Below are 19660 nucleotides of genomic sequence, written 5' to 3' on the forward strand. Positions count from 1 at the left end.
CAGTGCATATGCCACTACTGTACTGTCGCTGCCTCTAACAACCGTTTTTTCAGCAGATGGTATTGCTGCTCAACATATTGTTCTGCCGCATTCTGATCGCTAATGGCTTCCACCTTAACCGCGCAGTGCTTAAATTCCGGTGTTTTTGACACCGGATCGACATGATCCACCGTCAGCTCATTACAAGCACCAATCCACCATTGATAAGTCATATACACCGCACCGCGATTGGCTCGGTCAGTCACACTGGCACGCGCAATCACTTTGCCACGTCGTGACGCGATCCACATCAGCGCCTGATCAACCACCCCTAGCTCGCTAGCATCATCAGGATGAATCTGTATGTAACCGGGTTCATCCGCCAAGATTTTCAACGTGGCACAGTTACCGGTCATTGAACGGCAACTGTAATGCCCCACTTCACGCACGGTACATAACGCCAGCGGATAATCGCTATTCGTCTGCTCATGTGGGGGCTGCCAAGGTGCGCAGCTCAATAAACCTTTGCCATCAGCCGTAGCGAACTGGCTATCAGTATAGAGATAAGGCGTACCTGCATGGTCTTCACTCGGACAAGGCCACTGTACATAGCCTAGACCGGCCATTTTTTCGTAAGTCGCACCATAAAACGGCGGGCATAACGCGCGCATTTCATCCCAGATTTGCTGGGTATTCTGGTAGGCCATCGGATAGCCCATGGCCGTGGCGATCAGGCTAATGATCTCCCAATCCGGTTTCACATCCCCTTTCGGCTCAATGGCTTTATTGAAATGCTGGAAGCCGCGATCTGCGCTGGTATACACCCCTTCATGCTCTCCCCAAGAGGTAGCAGGCAGAACGACATCCGCCAGTTCGGCGGTTTTGGTCATGAAAATGTCCTGCACGACCACCAGATCCAGAGCGGCAAATGCGGCACGCATGGCGGCTAAATCTGGCTCTGTTTGGATCGGATCTTCGCCAAAAACGTAATAGGCTTTCAGCTTGCCTTCCGCCACTTTATGGGGGACGTCAGTGATTGAATAACCGATATGAGCGGGCAGTTCTGGCACACCCCAAGCCGCAGCAAAACGGCCTCTAGCCGCTTCGTCAGTAACCTTTTCATAGCCGGGGAAGGTATTAGGCAAAACCCCCATGTCGCAGGCGCCTTGCACATTATTCTGTCCGCGCACTGGCCCGACACCCACATTGGGCCGCCCAAGGTTACCGGTGAGTAATGCTAGCGAGGACAGCCCTTTCACCACATCTACCGCCTGCCCCCATTGAGTCACGCCCATGCCCCATAAAATGGTGGCGGCAGGGGCCGCAGCATAGGTGCGCATCGCTAAACGAACCACTTGCGCAGGTAAGCCCGTGATCTGTTCTACGTCCTCGGGGCGATAATCAGCGACGCCGACTTTCAGCTCATCAAAACCTCGGGTATGGGCGCGAACATAATTTTCGTCGTATAGCTTTTCTTCAATCAGCACATATATGAATGCGTTTACTAACGCCATATTCGCGCCATTCTTCAGTGGTAACCATTGATCCGCAATGCGCGCGGTTTCAATGTGCCGTGGATCGCAAACGATCAGCTTCGCACCCTTGCTTTTGGCCTTGAGGATCCGACGAGCCACGATCGGGTGAGAGTCTGCGGCGTTATAACCAAAGACCAATATACAATCGGTATTTTCAATTTCACCGATGGAGTTACTCATCGCGCCATTGCCCAATGTTTGCTGCAACCCCGCCACAGAAGGGCCGTGGCACAGGCGTGCGCAGCAATCAATATTGTTAGTACCAATGACGGCACGGGCAAACTTTTGCATCACATAATTAGCTTCATTGCCCGGCCCACGGGAAGAACCCGTCATCATGATGGCATCAGGCCCATGGGCTTTTTTAATGGCACTGAGTTTGTCGGTAATGAAGGTAATGGCTTCTTGCCAGCTCACGCGCTGAAACGCCTCATTCCGTTGGCGGCGCAATAAAGGCGCGGTTAACCGTGGCGTCAACAAGCGGGTATCGTTGAGAAAATCCCAACCGTAATACCCTTTAAGGCACAACTCGCCCTGATTTGTGACGCCATTGGCCGGTTGCGCGCCGACAATTTCGCCGTCTTCAACCAATAAATTCAATTTACATCCGGAGCCACAATAGGGGCAGACCGTGAGGATCTTGTCCATTTTCTTATCCTTATGACCACAGAGATTAGCGAGTGATACCCGATGTCGTGCCACGCGCGGCCCGCAATTGTCGGTCCCGCTGTAGCGTTTCCAGCGCCATCGGCGTCACCAGCTTCAGCGCGTTGGTGGGGCAAACCTCAATACAGGCTGGGCCGGTTTCTCGCGTGTGGCACAAATCACATTTGTGCGCCTGCGCCCGCACGGCGGTATTTTGACTCGCCTGTTCGATAATATTCATGGCCCCAAAAGGGCAGACCAACATGCAGGTTTTGCAGCCAATACAGCGTGATGCCAACACTTGTACGCCATGTTCACCGGTGAGAATTGCCCCGTTCGGACAAGAGTTTTCACATGGTGCATCTTCACATTGATGGCAAAGAATGGGCGTACTGACGGCAAAACTTTTCATCACGCTCAAACGAGGGTGGAACTGTTCAGGCGTAATGCTACTGGCCTTATTTTCCGTGCTGTGAGCCACCACGCAGGCAATTTCACAAGTACGGCAGCCAATGCATTGGGTCATATCAGCAATCACAAATCGGTTCATCTTTTCTCCAGCCCACCGCAACAAAATAGCTGTTTGCTACAAAATAGTTTTCTGCTACAAGCAGTTACCCGCCACAACGCAGCTACCTACTACAACACATTCAGATAGTAAGAAATGCTTTCGGCGGCTTTGCGCCCTTCGGCAATGGCCGTCACAATCAGGTCTGCGCCGCGCACAATGTCACCACCCGCAAATATTTTGGGATTACTGGTTTGATACGGATAACCCGAAATGGTCGGTGCAACCACGCGCCCTTGTTTATCCAGCACCACATTGTGCTCCGCCAACCAAGACATCCGGTGTGGGCTGAAACCAAAGGCCATAATGACCGCATCCGCAGGGATAATATGTTCCGAGCCAGCGATAGGCCGTGCTTGCCGCCGCCCTTTCGCATCCGCCTGGCCCATTTCGGTTCGTACCATTTTGATGCCCGTCACCTGTCCCTGCTCATCCACTTCAATGCGTTGCGGCTGGAGATTGAACATAAACTCAGCCCCTTCCTCGCGCGCATTTTTAACCTCGCGTTTGGAGCCAGGCATGTTCTTTTCATCACGACGATAAGCACAAATGACGTTAGCCGCACCATGACGCAATGAGGTACGCACGCAATCCATCGCGGTATCCCCACCCCCGAGAACCACTACTCGTTGATTTTCCATGCTGACATAAGGGTGAGCACTGCTGGCGGTATAGCCCATCAAATGCTGAGTGTTACCAATCAGGAAAGGCAAAGCATCGTAAACCCCTAAGGCATCTTCGTTTTCCAAGCCTGAACGCATGGAACGGTAGGTTCCCACCCCGAGGAAGAGCGCATCAAAATCAGTGAGCAAACTCTCCATGGTGATATCGCGGCCAATTTCAGTGTTCAGGCAAAATTCGACGCCCATCTCACTAAAGATCTCGCGCCGGCGCGTCATGACCCCTTTTTCCAATTTGAACGCGGGAATACCAAAGGTCAGTAAGCCGCCGATTTCAGGGTAGCGATCGAACACCACTGGCGTGATGCCATTGCGCACTAAAATATCTGCGCAACCTAAGCCCGCTGGCCCTGCGCCGATAATCGCGACGCGTTTGCCGGTGGGTTTAACCTGCGTCATATCCGGCCGCCAGCCGGTTGCCAATGCGGTTTCGGTGATATGCCGCTCAATTTGACCGATGGTAACCGCACCGTCATGATCGTTTAGCGTACAAGCCTGTTCGCAAAGGCGATCTTGTGGACATACGCGCCCACATATTTCCGGCAAGCTACTGGTTTGATGAGATAATTCGGCTGCTTCATGAATGCGGCCCTGATGAGCCAATGCAATCCATTTAGGGATAGCGTTATGCAGTGGGCAAGTCCATTGGCAAATGGTTTTATCGCCACAATTGAGGCAACGCTCAGCTTGTTCATTAATCTGCCTCTCGGTAAACGGCAGATAGATTTCAGCAAAACTACTCTTACGCTCAGCCAGCGGGATCTTTTTCGGCTCCAAGCGTGGTGTTCGTGGGCGTTGCAACAAATTGACTGGCGCAGCATCACGGATATTTTTGCTTAATGGGCTGAAAGAGTGAGTCGCACCCGCAGAAGTGGCACTGCTAAATAGGCGGCCATTATGCTCATTCAGTGCCGTGCGTTGGCGTTTGAGCCGTTGTTGATTCAGCAAATAATGTTGGTCGACTAAGGTAAGTGCCTGAGTAGGGCAAGTTTTGATGCAAGCAGGGCCATCGGGCTGGTCGATACAAAGGTCGCATTTTTGTGCTTCAGTACGTTGATAAGCATCGGCAAGGCGATGACTCGCAGGTTGAACCGTCTCCGTCACCACCGTCATCATGCCGAACGGGCAAGCAATCATGCAGGTTTTACAGCCGATGCATTTTTCCTGAATCACCTGAACACTGTTATTCATTTCAACAATGGCCCCATTAGGGCAAGTGCTGGCGCAAGGGGCATCTTCGCAATGATGGCAAAAAACCGCCGTCGCACCTTGGCGATCAGTTGCGTCTTGGAAACCTTTAAAGACTTTGACTCGTGGCGTGAAATATTCAGGCTTATCAGGGAATTTGCCCTCATGATGTGCCACGACACAAGCAACTTCACAGCTCCGACAACCAATACAGCTTTCGGCGTCAGCAACAATAAATGGATTCATCTTATTTCTTCCCAGAAGTCATGCCATTGCCGGATAAATAATTATTATTTTCAACAACTCGTTACAACTCTATCAATTCATTAACCTTACAAACATAGTGGCTATGATTTGGTATTATTACAATTAATTTTTGATGCAAAAGAATCGTGCTGTTGTCGCTATTTTTGACGAATTAAATTGGCAGATGCACAAAGTAAAAAAGTATTAAAGTCGGGTAAACAAGCATCAAAATAGGGCATTAGGTCGAATAATCATTTTTATTAAGCGTATTCATTTGTTAAGCACAGATTGGTGACTTAATTAATCTCAATATTTATTCGGGGAAATAGTGATCTAGATCACTCTAATACCAGATAGTGAACTCAGCCTATAGAAACCCTGATGAATTGTGATGTTAGCCCCATTGAGCTGTACAGCCACACAACAATTAAATCATTTACCCACATATCTTTGGGCCGATGCACAATGCGATTTAATATCGGCCTCCTTATAATGTTGACAGCGCTAACAAAGACACTTTGATAATTAAACTTTGTATTTATATAACACCAAATAAAAAATAGGTTATTGCATCTTGTTCATCGTGAATTTAAATGCGGCAACCTGAAAAATGATTGATAGAGGGTATAAAAATGAGTCTGGAAGCCGCTGTACCTGAAAAACGGACCCACGTCCGATATATAATATTATTCATTATCTTTATTGTGACGGCAATTAACTATGCTGACCGAGCCACATTATCTATTGCCGGTACCGAAGTTGCCAAAGAGCTGCAATTAGATGCGGTTGCCATGGGGTATATTTTCTCGGCTTTTGGCTGGGCTTACCTGCTGATGCAAATACCGGGCGGCTGGCTGCTTGACCGCTACGGCTCCAAACGTGTCTACACCTACAGTTTGTTCTTCTGGTCGCTCTTTACCTTTACGCAAGGTTTTGTCGACATGTTCCCGATAGCCTATGCCGCTATCTCCATGTTTATCATGCGCTTTATGTTAGGTTTCTCCGAAGCGCCGTCCTTCCCTGCTAACGCCAGAATTGTCGCCGCTTGGTTCCCCACCAAAGAAAGAGGGACCGCCTCAGCCATCTTTAACTCGGCACAATATTTCTCACTGGCTATCTTCTCCCCACTGTTAGGTTATTTAACCTTTGCTTGGGGCTGGCAGCACGTATTTACCGTCATGGGCGGGTTAGGATTTGTATTAACTATCGTCTGGGTTAAATTTATTCATAACCCAACAGATCACCCTGGTATGTCTGCATCTGAGCTTGAGTACATAAAACAAGGCGGTGCGGTTGTTGATATGGATCACAAGAAATCAGACGGCCATAAAAGCGGTCCTAAATTACATTATATTAAGCAGTTGTTATCCAGTCGCATGATGCTGGGCGTATTTTTTGGCCAATACTTTATTAACACCATCACTTGGTTCTTCTTAACGTGGTTCCCTATTTATCTGGTCCAAGATAAAGGGATGTCAATTCTAAAAGTCGGGATGGTAGCCTCAATTCCAGCATTATGTGGTTTTGCTGGCGGGGTATTAGGCGGCGTATTCTCAGATTCATTAATTAAGCGCGGCCATTCGCTAACCTTTGCCCGTAAACTCCCTATCGTCGTCGGGATGTTATTGGCATCGAGTATTATTATGTGTAACTACGTTGATAGTGATTTCGTGGTTGTCGCATTGATGGCATTAGCCTTCTTCGGCAAAGGCTTCGGTGCGCTGGGCTGGCCAGTGATTGCCGATACTGCACCAAAAGAAATTGTCGGTCTGTGTGGTGGCTTGTTTAACGTATTTGGTAACGTCGCTTCAATCGTCACCCCGTTGGTTATCGGTTATTTGGTGAAAGAATTACATTCCTTTAATGCCGCATTAATCTTTGTGGGTTGCTCTGCCATTATGGCGATGTTCTGCTACTTATTTGTTGTCGGTGATATCAAACGACTGGAATTGAAAACATCTTAATGGAATAAAAATCAGGTGCCTCTTCGGAGGCACTTGTTATTGAGCATTCAGCGACAGGATATCTCATGAAAATAGTCATCGCACCGGACTCCTATAAAGAAAGTTTATCTGCGATAGAAGTGGCCCAGGCAATTGAACAGGGTTTCCGCGAAGTCTTCCCCTATGCTGAATATATCAAAATCCCTGTCGCCGATGGCGGTGAAGGTACTGTGGAAGCGATGATCAGTGCCACAGGCGGCCAAAGAGTCATAACGGAAGTCACGGGCCCATTGGGAGAGAGTGTTCAGGCATTCTGGGGATTATCGGGCGATGGAAAATCTGCGTTCATCGAAATGGCCGCCGCCAGTGGATTAGAGCTGGTGCCATTGGCGCAACGCAACCCACTAAAAACCACCTCCTATGGCACCGGCGAGTTAATCCGCTCAGCGCTGGAAAAAGGCGTACGCCATATGATTATCGGCATCGGTGGCAGTGCCACCAATGATGGCGGTGCCGGCATGATGCAGGCGCTGGGGGCAAAATTACGTCAGTCATCTGGCGAGGAAATTGGTTTTGGCGGCGGTTGTTTACATGAGATTGCCACCATTGATATTCGTCATCTGGACCCACGCCTGAAAGAATGCCGCATTGAAGTGGCGTGCGATGTCACCAATCCCTTAACCGGTCCACAAGGTGCTTCGGCCATTTTTGGACCGCAAAAAGGGGCAACGGCGTCGATGGTCACCACCTTGGATAACAACTTGGCCCATTACGCGCAGGTGATTAAGCAGCAGATGGGGATTGAGGTCGATAACATACCCGGTGCGGGTGCCGCAGGGGGAATGGGGGCTGCATTACTGGCCTTTTGTGGGGCCGAACTGGGTAAAGGGATAGAAATTGTCACCGAGGCTCTCGGCCTTGAAACCTATATCAAAGACTGCCATTTCGTCCTAACGGGCGAGGGCCGAATAGACAGCCAAAGTATTCATGGCAAAGTGCCGGTGGGCGTTGCGCGACTGGCTAAAAAGTATAATAAGCCGGTGATCGGTATTGCGGGCAGCCTGACCCCCGATGCCAATCTTGTTCATCAGCACGGTGTTGATGCTATTTTCAGTATTATTGACCGCATTTGTACCCTTGAAGATGCGCTGACACAAGCCGCTGATAATATTAGGTCTGCCTCTCGGAATATTGCTTCTGTGATTAATATGGGCATTTATTCATTAGAGATTAACGCCTCAACATAATAAAAAAAGCAGTGTTTTACTTTTAACATAGCCCTTTGTCGAAGGGCTTTTTTTATGACGATTTATGGCGATTAAACACGTTTAAGGATAAATACTCTTTTCGTGATAATGCTCACCTACTTTTGGGCTGGCGAACAAAAATAGGGACTAAAGCCGTTAGTATCTCGGTCATCCGCACAATGCCTTAGGCTTTATACCGGCGTATACTGATTTACAAGTTGATGACCGTTATGTTTTAGATAAATAACGACTGCAATTAAAAAAATAACAGTTATGTTATCGATATAAATATTATAAGGATAATATTATGAGCATTTGTAATAGTCCTGTAAGCAACCCGCTTTATATTAAAGTACAGGACGCGGATAATGTTGCCATTGTCGTTAATAACAATGGGCTTTGTGCTGGCACCCGGTTTAAATGTGGTCTTGAACTGATTGAGCATGTCCCACAGGGCCATAAAGTCGCCTTGGTGGATATCCCTAAAGGCGGAGAAATTATTCGCTATGCCGAAGTCATCGGTTTAGCGGTGCGCGATATTGCTCGCGGCGGCTGGATAGACGAATCACTGGTCGAGTTACCTGCTGCACCTGCACTGGACACCCTACCTCTGGCAACCGCCGTACCCGCGCCATTGCCGCCACTGGAGGGTTACACCTTTGAGGGCTATCGCAATGCAGACGGCAGTGTCGGCACCAAGAATCTGCTCGCCATCACCACCAGCGTCCATTGTGTAGCGGGCGTGGTGGATTATGTGGTCAATATCATTGAACGCACACTATTGCCGAAATACCCCAATGTTGATGGCGTGGTCGCGCTAAATCACCTCTACGGTTGTGGTGTCGCCATCAATGCGCCGGCAGCAGTGGTGCCCATCCGCACCATTCACAATCTAGCGCTGAATCCGAATTTTGGTGGCGAAGTCATGGTGGTCGGTTTGGGATGTGAAAAACTGCAACCCGAGCGCCTACTGGAAGGGACACCTGATGTGCAGGTCATCTCACTGGATGAAAGCAACATCGTGCGTTTACAGGATGAAAAACACGTTGGTTTTCGTTCCATGGTTGAAGATATTCTGCAAGTGGCTGAAAAGCACCTGCAACGCCTGAATATGCGCCAACGGGAAACCTGCCCTGCCTCTGAGTTAGTAGTGGGTATGCAGTGTGGCGGCAGCGATGCCTTCTCAGGTGTGACAGCGAACCCTGCGGTCGGTTATGCCTCTGACTTACTGGTACGTTGCGGTGCAACCGTCATGTTCTCCGAAGTGACCGAAGTCCGTGATGCCATCCATTTGTTAACGCCACGGGCCATTAACGAGGATGTCGGCAGAAGATTGCTTGAAGAGATGAAATGGTACGACGATTACCTCGAAACCGGCAAAACTGACCGTAGCGCTAACCCTTCCCCCGGTAACAAGAAAGGTGGGCTGGCTAACGTGGTTGAAAAAGCACTGGGATCGATTGCGAAATCGGGTCGTAGCGCCATTTCTGAAGTGCTCTCGCCCGGCCAGCGCCCGACGAAACGCGGCCTGATTTTTGCCGCCACACCTGCGAGTGATTTCGTCTGCGGCACGCAACAACTGGCTTCAGGTATTACCGTACAGGTCTTTACCACTGGCCGTGGCACTCCCTATGGGCTGGCCGCTGTTCCAGTGATCAAAATGGCCACTCGCACTGATTTGGCGAACCGTTGGCATGATTTGATGGATATTGATGCCGGCACCATTGCTACCGGTGATGCGACAATCGAAGAAGTCGGCCAGCAATTATTTGAATTCATTCTAGATATTGCCAGTGACCGTAAACGCACTTGGTCAGATCAATGGGGGCTACGTAACGCCTTGGCGGTGTTTAACCCTGCGCCAGTGACCTAGGACCTTCTCTATCGCGCTCAGGCCGGGTCATTCACCCGGCCATTTTTTTATCCCCCCTATTCGTTCACCTTTTCTGCCCACCTTTCTCGCTTAACGAATTATTCCTGCTCACCCAATTGCAAGGCCACATACAGCAAGAGACGGTCGTCAAAGTTGGCCAAATCCAGCCCCGTCAGTTCGGAAATACGATTTAGGCGATATTCCAAGGTGTTACGGTGAATAAACAGTGCTTTGGCAGTGGCCGTCGGTTGCACGTTATTACGGAACCAACAAGCCAGCGTCCTGCGTAGCAGGCCATTGCTGTCCATCGCCCGTAACTTGGCTAATGGCAGTGCTAACTCATTGGCTTGCCAGCCGCCACGCAAACTGTCCAGCAGCACGGGCAGCACCAAATCCTGATAATAGTAGCTGCGTTGCTCTGGCATCCGCTGCTTCCCCACCGCCATCGTGGTGCGGGCAGTACGATAGGAACGAGCAATGCTGCCAGGGCCGGTGAAGAAATTCCCCAATGAAAGCCGTACCCGAAGGCGGCCCCGCTCGGTCATACGGGAAAGCAGTGACTCCATCCGCCGCCGATGGTCGATAGCATCCCAACGACCATGGCTGTTTAGTGCCGGTTTGAGCACCACCATTTCTGTCAGAGAAACAATCGCAATCAGGTTGTTGCGCTCCGGTGTCGTCAGCAAGGTTTGGAGTTCCTGCAATTCAGACATCGCGCTATCGACACTCAGTTGACCGCTGTCGACATCCACTACCGCGACGACACGCGGCTCGTTGATATCAACCCCCAGGCGTTGCGCCCATTCAATGAGCGCAGGAGAGATCTCTTCCGTACGAATTAAGTTCAGCACCAGCTCTTCACGCAAGCGGCTATCTTGCGCCAGCAAATGCACTAATCGCGCTTGCTCCATCATCATTTCAGCGGCCATGCACACCAGCTCGCCGTATTGGCGCAATTGGCCCGGATTACCGGTTAAGCCAATCACCCCGACGATCTCCCCCTCAAGGCGCAAAGGTAAGTTGATCCCCGGCCGCACACCGTGTAGTTGGCGAGCGACAGCTTCGTCTATATCAACGATCCGGCCATGAGAGAGCGACAATAGCGCCCCCTCATGCAATTCGCCGAGGCGTTCTTCATCGCCACTACCAATAATCCGCCCTTTTCCATCCATCACATTGATATTGGTATCAATGATTTTCATGGTTCGGGTGACGATATCTTGGGCTAAGCGTGGGTCAAGATTATATACACTCATGAATGGGCCTCAATCTGGGCTGATGCACCAGCATAGGTGGTCAGACAGGGGATTACATTGGACAGATGCCCAACTTACATCACAAAAAGAGAGAGTTGCGGTGAGGGTCACAAAAATGACGAATACGAGGACGTGTTGCGAGAAAATATTGGGCGTCAGTCAGGGCCAATCTGAGTTAGCCCTGATTGAGGAATCGTTATGCTTTGCCTGCCGCCATGCCAATCGCTAGCGTGGCCGCGATGTTACGGGCTGTTTTAAACACATTATCCGCAGCGTTATCTAAGGCCTGCTCTAAGGTGCAAATGGTGTAAATCACGCTAAATACGGCATCCAAACCATGCTCATAAACCACATCGACATCATCTGTCAGGCTACCCGCAATGCCAATCACCGGTTTGTTATAACGTTTGGCGACTCTCGCGACGCCAATCGGCACTTTGCCATGAATGGTTTGGCTGTCGATACGCCCTTCGCCGGTAATCACAAAAGTGGCATCACGAACCAAGGCGTCTAGACCGAGCGCATCCGTCACAATATCGATGCCAGGGCTCAACGTCGCCCCACAGAACGCCAGTAGCGCCGCGCCCAATCCACCAGCAGCCCCTGCTCCTTCGACCTGATCAACGTCAATATCCAAATAACGGTTGATGACACTGGCGTAGTGCAACAGCCCTTCATCCAGTTGTGTGATCATGTCAGGCGTCGCGCCTTTTTGCGGGCCGAAAATAGCCGAAGCCCCTTCACTGCCCGTCAGCGGATTGGTGACGTCACAGGCCACATCAATTTGGCACTGCTCAATCCGTGGGTCGAGCGCGGTGATATCAATGGTCGCCAGTTCAGTCAGCTTAGCGCCACCGAACCCAATTTGTTGGCCTTGCTTATCCAGCAGTTTGACCCCCAGCGCCTGTACCATACCGGCCCCACCATCATTGGTGGCACTGCCACCGATCCCAATGATGATGTGTTTCACGCCTTTATTCAGCGCATGTAAAATCAGTTCGCCGGTGCCGTAGGAGGTGGTTTTCAATGGGTTGCGCTGTGCCAATGGCACCAGTTCTAGCCCGCTGGCGGCGGCCATCTCAATAAAAGCGCACTTCTCATCACCGGATATCCCGTAAAAGGCATCCACGTTATCACCTAACGGGCCGGTCACATCCACCTTGATAATTTTACCGGCAGTCGCTGCAACCATGGCTTCTACCGTGCCTTCGCCACCATCAGCAACGGGCAACTTGATATATTGCGCATCAGGAAACTGAGTACGAAAACCCGCTTCAATCTGCACCGCAACGTCTAGCGCGGATAAACTTTCTTTATAAGAGTCCGGGGCGATGACAATTTTCATAAATGATTCAATCTCATGAGCTATCCGACGTCACGCAAGCGCCGACTTGATCCACCGCCGCTCGGAATGCTTATCCGTATCGCTATGCGACCCAATGACCGGCACTCGCAAGTGCCGGCACCACGGATTAACGTGTCACTTCAACTTTGGCCAATTTCTCGTAATAGCAGGCCAATGCGCTGTGGTCGGCAGTCCCCAATCCATCGGCTTTCAATGCTTGCATCATTTCCATGACGGCAGCCGTCAATGGCAATTGTGCGCCGACACCGTGGGAGGTGTCCAAAGCGTTAGCCAAGTCTTTGATGTGTAAATCAATGCGGAAGCCCGGTTTGAAGTTGCGATCCATCACCATCGGCGCTTTAGCTTCTAATACAGTACTGCCCGCCAATCCGCCGCGAATGGCTTGGAAAACTAAATCAGGGTTCACGCCCGCTTTGGTCGCCAGCACCAGCGCTTCAGACATCGCGGCAATATTCAGCGCAACAACGACCTGATTAGCCAGTTTGGTCACATTACCCGCACCGATATCACCCGTGTGGACAACCGAGCCGCCCATCGCTTTCATGATGTCGTAGCACTTGTCGAATACGGCTTTATCCCCGCCTACCATCACTGACAACGTGCCATCAATGGCTTTCGGTTCGCCACCACTGACGGGTGCATCTAGCATGTCGACCTGTTTTAATGCCAACGCTTCGCTGATTTCACGGCTGACCAGCGGTGCAATCGAACTCATATCAATCACGACCGTGCCCGCTTTAGCGCCTTCAATCACGCCATTCTCACCTAATACCACCTCTTTGACGTGAGGGGAGTTCGGGAGCATGGTGATAATAATATCGCATTCTGCTGCCAACGCTTTTGGCGTTGCCGCCGCGGTGGCACCGGCACTGAGCAATTCATCCAGTGCCGCCGTGTTCCGATCAAGGACGATTAATGAGTAGCCTGCTTTCAGCAGATTTTTACTCATTGGCTTTCCCATTATCCCTAAACCAATAAAGCCGATTTTCATTTGTAACTCCTCAATTAACTCGCCCAACCGTCAACACGGTAGCGCTAAATGTTTGAAATTGAATGATGATTATTTCTTAAATTTGTCGCACAACGCCTGCGTTGCACTGCGAAACACACCCAAATCACTGCCGACGGCAACGAAGGTAGCTCCCCATTCCAGATAGCGGCGGGCATCAGCGTCAACCGGTGCCAGAATGCCGCTTGGCTTACCATGGGCTTTCGCACGCTCAAAAATGTGGCGAATGACTTTTTGTACTTCTGGGTGATTCGGTTGCCCCAAATAACCCAGCGCTGCCGAGAGATCTCCAGGCCCGACAAAAATGCCATCCACGCCATCCACCGCAGCAATCGCATCAATGTTATCGACCCCTTGCTGGCTTTCGATTTGGACTAACACGGTAATGTTGTCGTTAATGGTGGCGAAGTAATCCGGCACGGTGCCGTAATTGTTGCCACGATGAGAGACCGAGACGCCGCGTATACCGGCTGGCGGATAGCGGGTTGAGGCAACGGCACGGATCGCTTCTTCTTCGCTTTCTACAAAAGGAATCAAGAAGTTGTAGAAGCCGATATCCAATAAACGTTTGATAATAATGGGTTCATTACACGGCGCTCGCACCACTGGCGCGCTGTTGCTGCCTTTCAGCGCCATTAACTGTGGAATGAATGTTGTGACATCGTTCGGGGCATGTTCACCGTCCAATACCAACCAATCAAAACCCGCCAGACCCAAGACTTCTGCTGAAATATGATTTGCCAACGCGCTCCAGCAGCCGATCAGGGTTTGCCCTTGCAGTAGGTTGCGGCGGAACTGATTTGGATAATTTTGGAGACTCATTTTCGATCCTTATGATAGAACGCCCGGTCTGAACGAAGGCTCGATGCAGGACGTTATGCAATTCAGGTTGCCAGCGCATACGGCAAGCATTCTGTCGCTTAATCTTGCGCCTGTTTCTGTACGATTGGATATCGCTTGACTTCACGATAGCCATTATAGAAACCGCGTTCCAATAAGCCATCAGGCAAAAGAACAGGAATAATGATTTATTAACGAATGGTTATAGGCAGATGCACAATATAATGCGTACTGCTTCACAGACTAGGGTAAGGTGCAAATACGGAGGCTCACAATAAGCAAGCTAAAGAGTTCGCCCAATCACGCCACAGTAATGATAAGGTAAAGCATCGACTGGGGAAGTACGCCACCTGATAGATAGGCTAATCTGTGTTGAACGCTCTACCTTGTTGAGCGGTTTGTATTATCAGTGGCGGTCAACCACACTTGCCAGAGATGAAGCTGGAGGAGAGCAACGTGCAACGTGAACAAGTATTAAGCAGTGCGCTCAATCTGTTAGAGCAACAAGGGCTGGCAAATACCACGCTAGAGATGCTAGCAAAAGAGGTTTCAGTCACCGTCAGTGACTTGACTCGTTTTTGGCCAGATCGCGAGGCCTTATTGTATGACTGCCTGCGCTATCATGGTCAGCAGATTGATACTTGGCGGCGGCAATTGCAGTTAGATGAGACGTTATCACCCAAACAAAAGCTTTTGGCTCGTTACCAAACGCTCAGTGAGCAAGTTCAAAATCAGCGTTTCCCCGGTTGTTTGTTTATCGCCGCGTGCAGTTTTTACCCTGATGATGAGCACCCCATTCATCAATTAGCGGAACAGCAAAAGCAAGCATCATTGCACTATACGCAAGCGCTGTTGCGTGAGATGGATGCTGATGATGCCAGTATGGTGGCACAGCAGATGGAGCTGATTCTGGAAGGTTGCTTGAGTAAGCTGCTGGTTAAGCGCCAATTGCAGGATGTTGAAGTGGCTAAACGGCTAGCAGAAGATGTTTTGGATGTTGCGCAGTGCCGGAAAAATGGTGCACTCAGTTAGTCCTGATAAGCTGATTTCGAGAGTGAAGTCGGTAAATTGCGCCCTATCTTGTCTGAAAAGAGAGCGATCAGCACAGTTTTAGTGGTTTTAGGCGATAAATTCGTTGACGATCAGCGGCCAATACGGTTTAATGCGCCCCGTTGCCCGGATAGCTCAGTCGGTAGAGCAGGGGATTGAAAATCCCCGTGTCCTTGGTTCGATTCCGAGTCCGGGCACCACTTTTAAAGAAACCAGCTTAATAGCTGGTTTTTTGCTTTCTGGGGTTCCGGTAGATTTCTGGTCGCACTGGCCGCAGATGTTACCCCCCTGCTTCTGCGATCCAGCATGAACTTTTCTCTTAAGTAGCTACCAACCCCTCTGGTCGCTGTAGCCCTATCTGTCAGAATTCAAATTCCCAATAGACACCATTTCCACACAGTACCTGGCTAACGGGTTCATTACTGCAAGGCTACATCCGGTCTTTGTCCGGTCCAGAGAAGGATCATTTTCTCTTCTAATATGCAAACAGCCTCATCTGGAATCATTACCGTACCCCTCTCTCCCGGAGCAACGTATTTATTTCCTTCAGTGTATTCAACTGCCTCACTTCAAATTCAGTAGGTTTATCAGCATTTGCTAGATTCATCAGCCCAACTACAACACCTGCTCCACCAATCAGTGAGTTTATTAACTCCATTTTGCCCGTGATGAAATACCAACCAGCAGCAATGAGTAACAGCACAGCGCAAAAAGCAAAAACCCACAAAACTCCAGTAAATCGTTGATTTCTTTCTTTTTTAACCAGATTCCATCGATGTACTTCCTCTTGGAGCAATTCTTCATTATCACAGTGGATCAATAGTTTGAACTGATTATTATTTGAGTTATCAATGATGTTCACATCACCAACTATGTCGCCAGAATTAAAATCTCTCATTATCTACCCTTTAAATTTTCAAGAAAATTGCACCATGGCCCAGACAAGCAATGTGCAGCTGTCCTCATCGAATTAATCGGGAATAAAGAACACACTACCCTTATCGTCACTCTCTAGTAGTGATCAACAGGTGCGGAATTTCTTGCCGTGTCTGTCTTCGATTTCCAGTAGCACCTGCCCTTGTTTAGTCTGAAGATAAGACCGCTGCTATGAGGCAATAGCTCGATTTCCGGTGTCGTCTTCAGGCCATGAGCCTTTTTCTCAACACCGCCCAGTTTTTCCAGCCACGGATTGCCCAGAATAGTATACCAACAAGCTCCTTTTACACCTTCAGTTGAGTTAGTTCCATCAAGGAATCCCAACGAATCCACCATCACGCCCGGAGAACGTCGGGCTAGAGTGAGACTGGTTCCATCAGCTCAATCTTGAGTATAATTAGTAACCTGAAATGTTCTTTCTGTCAGCCACTAAATGCAAAGACACTGGTGGCATTTTGCACAAAATCGGAAATTTCTCGCAAACATTAGCGATAGCTATTTTTCACACTTGACTAATTTTTCCAGTAAAGTATGGCCTCTTGCTCTATGTGACTTCACCACAAGAGTTTCTATCAATCAAAACAGTGAAATTGAAATGAGTTGTAAGATGACTAAGAACGTCAATACACTATTACTTGAAACTGAGCCGTTCGAACCAGAAGGTGGCGGGATAAGTGGCTTTGGCATTGAATATCTTATTTTAAACTACAATGAGCTAGCGGAATTACCTTTCGAAGATATTTCATCTTGCCTGAAAGAATTCATAATGAATGAATTTATCATAAAAAGTGCAGATGGAAATAGCTACAGCGTTACGAGAAAAGGGAAAATAGCTCGAATAATTCATCTGGCAGAAAAGAAAAAGCTTCAACCAGCCCTTAAAGAACAATACAACCACAATCCAGAGGATCTAATCCTTGCTTTACTCGCAAGTATTAAAATTGATGAATGGAGCCAGTCAAGCTTTACTGCCACAGGAATAGGTATCTACCTACATCAGCATACAACCGAAAGCATTAACGACGCCATAACCATATTGTCAAGTAAAAACCTCATGGCAACTGAAGCACCTTTTCGTAATGACCGTTTCAGAATTACTGCGTTAGGTTTACAACATTACCTTTCCACTGTAAGACAAATATTAGGCTTAGATTCCAATACAGGGATACTCACCCCTGTAGCTGAAAAATATACCAATGATAAGATCATGAATCTGCCTAACTTAAACGACCACATAAAAGAAAACCTTAATAGTCGATGGTCAGAAACAGAGAAATGCGCCCTTTCTGAGGCCTGGCTTGCAAGTGTGATAATGCTCGGCAGTCTATTAGAAGGTGTGCTACTCGCAGTGTTAGAAGCCTCCGGAAAGAAAGCTCTGAATGCAACATCAGCCCCTAAAAACAGAAATAGTGGTAATGTTAAATCTATTGATACATGGACACTACAAGACTACATAAAAGTTGCCATCGAGCTAAAGCTAATCCCTTCCAGCATAGAAAAGCACATCCATGAACTACGTGATACTCGCAACCTTGTTCATCCAAACAAACAGCTACGCGATAACATCATAGCCGATGAATCATTGTATCGAATATCCAGAGAAGTGACAGAAACTGTGATAGACGCATTGCAGCGACAATAAGCACAATTTTGGATCTGACCAAACACCACAGAAATTGACGCCAGCTGTTCACACTTAGCTGGCCCAGCTGGCCTTCAGTCAGCCCATACCAGAAGCATGCATTGCACATTCCAGAGCATATTACTCCGCGAGAAACCAGGGAGGTTTTCATAGTCGCCACTCTCAGTTTCTCACTCCCATAATGAAACTGGAGTAATGTTCTTAGAAAATAAAGTGATGTAAATTACCCAATACTAATACAGATATTCACCCCGTCATCTCCCCGCATACCCCCCGTCTTTTACCCGCCCAAAATCACCTAGCTTTCCTTATGCACCAACACTTTCACTGCCCCTCCCCCGTTTTCCCGTTCGATTTTCAATGGGTGGTACTGAGAATTTACCGCCGAACACAGCACTTATCTTTACCCTATCATCTGGTTGCTTTCAAAAAGTGAAAGTAAATCCGTCCTAAATAAACACCATAAGCTAATTGTTAATAACAGACTATACTGAGAGAGCATCCTTTTCATATTGCACCATGACTAAACTTGATAGTTTATTAACTGTGATTAGTATTATTGAAGCAGGTAAATGTGGAAATTCATCATTGATTAAATCATCTTAAAGAAATTTAATTGATCATAAAAAATCACAGCTCATAACTAAATCATACTCGCATCGCTCAAACATTAATGCCCATTGACAAAATGAAACCACATACAGATTCATTTATATATTATTCATATGGGTTGTTTATTATCTAATAAGTTTACCCTCTTCACTGAAGAATCAATAGTAAACAGTCCACCATTGCATTTTATTCAGTGCCCGCCCCAGTGCATTATAACGGGGAAACGGGAAATACTTTGCCAGGCCGTTATGACACAACGCTTTTTCACCTCCCGTTTTCAGAAATTCCACCGGGTAAGTTGCGGGAAGACCAGAGACAGACCGGAGAATTCTGGCGCTAACATTCACTCCATCAATAACCGTCATTGCCAAATCATAGTAATGATGCCTTTTTTGCCCAACGCACATAACACACTGAGGCACGGGACTCTTCCGGCGGGGCGTTCAGTCATCGCTGTTATAGGTAAACGCAATCTTCTGGGATGCCTGAATCGCCCCGGAAATAGCATTCAGGGTGGACATGAAAGCACCGCAATTCTCATAGGGGCGTTGCTTGATCAGGAAGGGATTGTTTTCTGTACCCCCCAGCAGTACGTTCAGTAGCCGATCTTCCCAGCGTGGGAACAGCCCTTCGATACCGAGAATGCGGGTAAAACGGCACAAATCCGTGTTGCTGCGTTGTCCCAGAATCCCTTTAGGCAGGCGGTACTGCTTTCCCTGTCGATGCAGATTCAGATAAGCAAGGCGCTCAGTCAGATCACGCCGTATTGTTTTTTCGCAGACGTTAAATTCGTCAGCAAGCCCTCTCACGGTAAGTGACTCACCATTGTTGAGGCGTGTCAGTATCAGTCCAAGTCGGTATTCAAGTTTATCGTGTCGGTCCATTCCGGCATCCGGGTTGCTGAAGCAGGAATGGATTATCAACAGAGGAGCGGACAGGATGAGTCCGTGTATAACAAATGCGCATAGAAACAAAATACATTGCAAAACAATTGCTTATCATGAAATTTAAAATTGGACTCAACCTGTACTTATTAACGCACTAT

The 19660-nt window shown here is 48.6% G+C and carries 14 protein-coding genes, 1 tRNA gene and 1 pseudogene; 6 read left to right on the forward strand and 10 right to left on the reverse strand.

Annotation, left to right across the window (positions count from 1 at the left end; all coding sequences use genetic code 11):
- Positions 1-14: 14 nt before the first annotated feature.
- The 3 genes from fdhF to aegA form a co-directional block, all read right to left on the reverse strand.
- The gene (gene fdhF / locus BN68_RS11835) at positions 15-2162 is read right to left on the reverse strand and encodes a formate dehydrogenase subunit alpha (RefSeq protein WP_019211372.1); all 2148 of its coding nucleotides are present in this window, start codon (positions 2160-2162) and stop codon (positions 15-17) included.
- A gap of 25 nt (positions 2163-2187) precedes the next feature.
- Positions 2188-2709 carry a 4Fe-4S dicluster domain-containing protein gene (locus tag BN68_RS11840; RefSeq protein ID WP_019211373.1) on the reverse strand — a complete coding sequence of 174 codons (522 nt, stop codon included), beginning with the start codon at positions 2707-2709 and terminating at the stop codon, positions 2188-2190.
- Positions 2710-2798: 89 nt separating this feature from the next.
- Positions 2799-4841, reverse strand: a complete 2043-nt coding sequence (gene aegA / locus BN68_RS11845) for a formate-dependent uric acid utilization protein AegA (protein WP_042806654.1) — start codon at positions 4839-4841, stop codon at positions 2799-2801.
- 632 nt (positions 4842-5473) lie between these two features.
- On the opposite strand from aegA, the gene BN68_RS11850 reads away from it, so the two are divergent.
- The 3 genes from BN68_RS11850 (at position 5474) to garD (ending at position 9904) form a co-directional block, all read left to right on the forward strand.
- On the forward strand, positions 5474-6805 hold the full coding sequence (locus tag BN68_RS11850; RefSeq protein WP_019211374.1) for an MFS transporter: 1332 nt from the start codon (positions 5474-5476) through the stop codon (positions 6803-6805).
- Between the two features lie 65 nt (positions 6806-6870).
- Positions 6871-8031 (forward strand): glycerate kinase, encoded by a 1161-nt coding sequence (locus BN68_RS11855; RefSeq protein WP_019211375.1) that lies wholly within the window; start codon positions 6871-6873, stop codon positions 8029-8031.
- A 307-nt stretch (positions 8032-8338) separates the two neighbouring features.
- Entirely contained in the window at positions 8339-9904 is a 1566-nt protein-coding gene (garD, locus tag BN68_RS11860) for a galactarate dehydratase (protein ID WP_019211376.1), read from the forward strand.
- A gap of 98 nt (positions 9905-10002) precedes the next feature.
- On the opposite strand, the gene BN68_RS11865 is transcribed toward garD, so the two are convergent.
- The 4 genes from BN68_RS11865 to garL all read right to left on the reverse strand — a co-directional run bounded on the left by BN68_RS11865 (position 10003) and on the right by garL (position 14357).
- A complete protein-coding gene (locus BN68_RS11865; RefSeq protein WP_019211377.1) occupies positions 10003-11160 on the reverse strand; it encodes a CdaR family transcriptional regulator in 1158 nt (385 codons plus the stop codon).
- A gap of 196 nt (positions 11161-11356) precedes the next feature.
- Positions 11357-12505 (reverse strand): glycerate kinase, encoded by a 1149-nt coding sequence (locus tag BN68_RS11870; protein WP_019211378.1) that lies wholly within the window; start codon positions 12503-12505, stop codon positions 11357-11359.
- Between the two features lie 127 nt (positions 12506-12632).
- Positions 12633-13517 carry a 2-hydroxy-3-oxopropionate reductase gene (gene garR / locus BN68_RS11875; protein ID WP_019211379.1) on the reverse strand — a complete coding sequence of 295 codons (885 nt, stop codon included), beginning with the start codon at positions 13515-13517 and terminating at the stop codon, positions 12633-12635.
- A gap of 69 nt (positions 13518-13586) precedes the next feature.
- Positions 13587-14357, reverse strand: a complete 771-nt coding sequence (gene garL / locus BN68_RS11880) for a 2-dehydro-3-deoxyglucarate aldolase (protein ID WP_019211380.1) — start codon at positions 14355-14357, stop codon at positions 13587-13589.
- 474 nt (positions 14358-14831) lie between these two features.
- Here garL and BN68_RS11885 point away from each other — a divergent pair, with 474 nt between their 5' ends.
- Both BN68_RS11885 and BN68_RS11890 read left to right on the forward strand, forming a co-directional pair.
- Positions 14832-15407, forward strand: coding sequence for a transcriptional regulator (locus BN68_RS11885; RefSeq protein ID WP_042806655.1), 576 nt, complete (start codon positions 14832-14834; stop codon positions 15405-15407).
- Positions 15408-15549: 142 nt separating this feature from the next.
- Positions 15550-15625 (forward strand) — tRNA-Phe (locus BN68_RS11890).
- A 305-nt stretch (positions 15626-15930) separates the two neighbouring features.
- Here the strand turns inward: BN68_RS11890 and BN68_RS11895 are convergent.
- Together BN68_RS11895 and BN68_RS11900 are read right to left on the reverse strand one after the other, a co-directional pair.
- Entirely contained in the window at positions 15931-16323 is a 393-nt protein-coding gene (locus BN68_RS11895) for a hypothetical protein (RefSeq protein ID WP_019211382.1), read from the reverse strand.
- 188 nt (positions 16324-16511) lie between these two features.
- Positions 16512-16721 (reverse strand): annotated as a pseudogene (locus BN68_RS11900) (type VI immunity family protein); the annotation flags it as partial.
- Between the two features lie 247 nt (positions 16722-16968).
- Between BN68_RS11900 and BN68_RS22925 the strand changes: the two are divergent.
- On the forward strand, positions 16969-18003 hold the full coding sequence (locus tag BN68_RS22925) for a hypothetical protein (RefSeq protein WP_019211383.1): 1035 nt from the start codon (positions 16969-16971) through the stop codon (positions 18001-18003).
- A 1055-nt stretch (positions 18004-19058) separates the two neighbouring features.
- Here BN68_RS22925 and BN68_RS11910 read toward each other — a convergent pair.
- A complete protein-coding gene (locus BN68_RS11910; RefSeq protein WP_019211384.1) occupies positions 19059-19499 on the reverse strand; it encodes a DeoR family transcriptional regulator in 441 nt (146 codons plus the stop codon).
- Between the last annotated feature and the right edge of the window lie 161 nt (positions 19500-19660).

Origin of the sequence: Yersinia massiliensis CCUG 53443 (genome assembly GCF_000312485.1) — a bacterium.
Taxonomy (GTDB): domain Bacteria; phylum Pseudomonadota; class Gammaproteobacteria; order Enterobacterales; family Enterobacteriaceae; genus Yersinia; species Yersinia massiliensis.

Excerpts from the sequence above, each read along its gene's own strand:
- garL (WP_019211380.1), bottom strand. The coding sequence starts at position 14,357 with ATGAGTCTCCAAAATTATCCAAATCAGTTCCGCCGCAACCTACTGCAA.
- garD (WP_019211376.1), top strand. The coding sequence starts at position 8,339 with ATGAGCATTTGTAATAGTCCTGTAAGCAACCCGCTTTATATTAAAGTA.
- BN68_RS11895 (WP_019211382.1), bottom strand. The coding sequence starts at position 16,323 with ATGAGAGATTTTAATTCTGGCGACATAGTTGGTGATGTGAACATCATT.
- BN68_RS11865 (WP_019211377.1), bottom strand. The coding sequence starts at position 11,160 with ATGAGTGTATATAATCTTGACCCACGCTTAGCCCAAGATATCGTCACC.
- BN68_RS11910 (WP_019211384.1), bottom strand. The coding sequence starts at position 19,499 with ATGGACCGACACGATAAACTTGAATACCGACTTGGACTGATACTGACA.
- BN68_RS11870 (WP_019211378.1), bottom strand. The coding sequence starts at position 12,505 with ATGAAAATTGTCATCGCCCCGGACTCTTATAAAGAAAGTTTATCCGCG.
- BN68_RS11840 (WP_019211373.1), bottom strand. The coding sequence starts at position 2,709 with ATGAACCGATTTGTGATTGCTGATATGACCCAATGCATTGGCTGCCGT.
- BN68_RS22925 (WP_019211383.1), top strand. The coding sequence starts at position 16,969 with ATGACTAAGAACGTCAATACACTATTACTTGAAACTGAGCCGTTCGAA.
- fdhF (WP_019211372.1), bottom strand. The coding sequence starts at position 2,162 with ATGGACAAGATCCTCACGGTCTGCCCCTATTGTGGCTCCGGATGTAAA.
- garR (WP_019211379.1), bottom strand. The coding sequence starts at position 13,517 with ATGAAAATCGGCTTTATTGGTTTAGGGATAATGGGAAAGCCAATGAGT.
- aegA (WP_042806654.1), bottom strand. The coding sequence starts at position 4,841 with ATGAATCCATTTATTGTTGCTGACGCCGAAAGCTGTATTGGTTGTCGG.
- BN68_RS11850 (WP_019211374.1), top strand. The coding sequence starts at position 5,474 with ATGAGTCTGGAAGCCGCTGTACCTGAAAAACGGACCCACGTCCGATAT.
- BN68_RS11855 (WP_019211375.1), top strand. The coding sequence starts at position 6,871 with ATGAAAATAGTCATCGCACCGGACTCCTATAAAGAAAGTTTATCTGCG.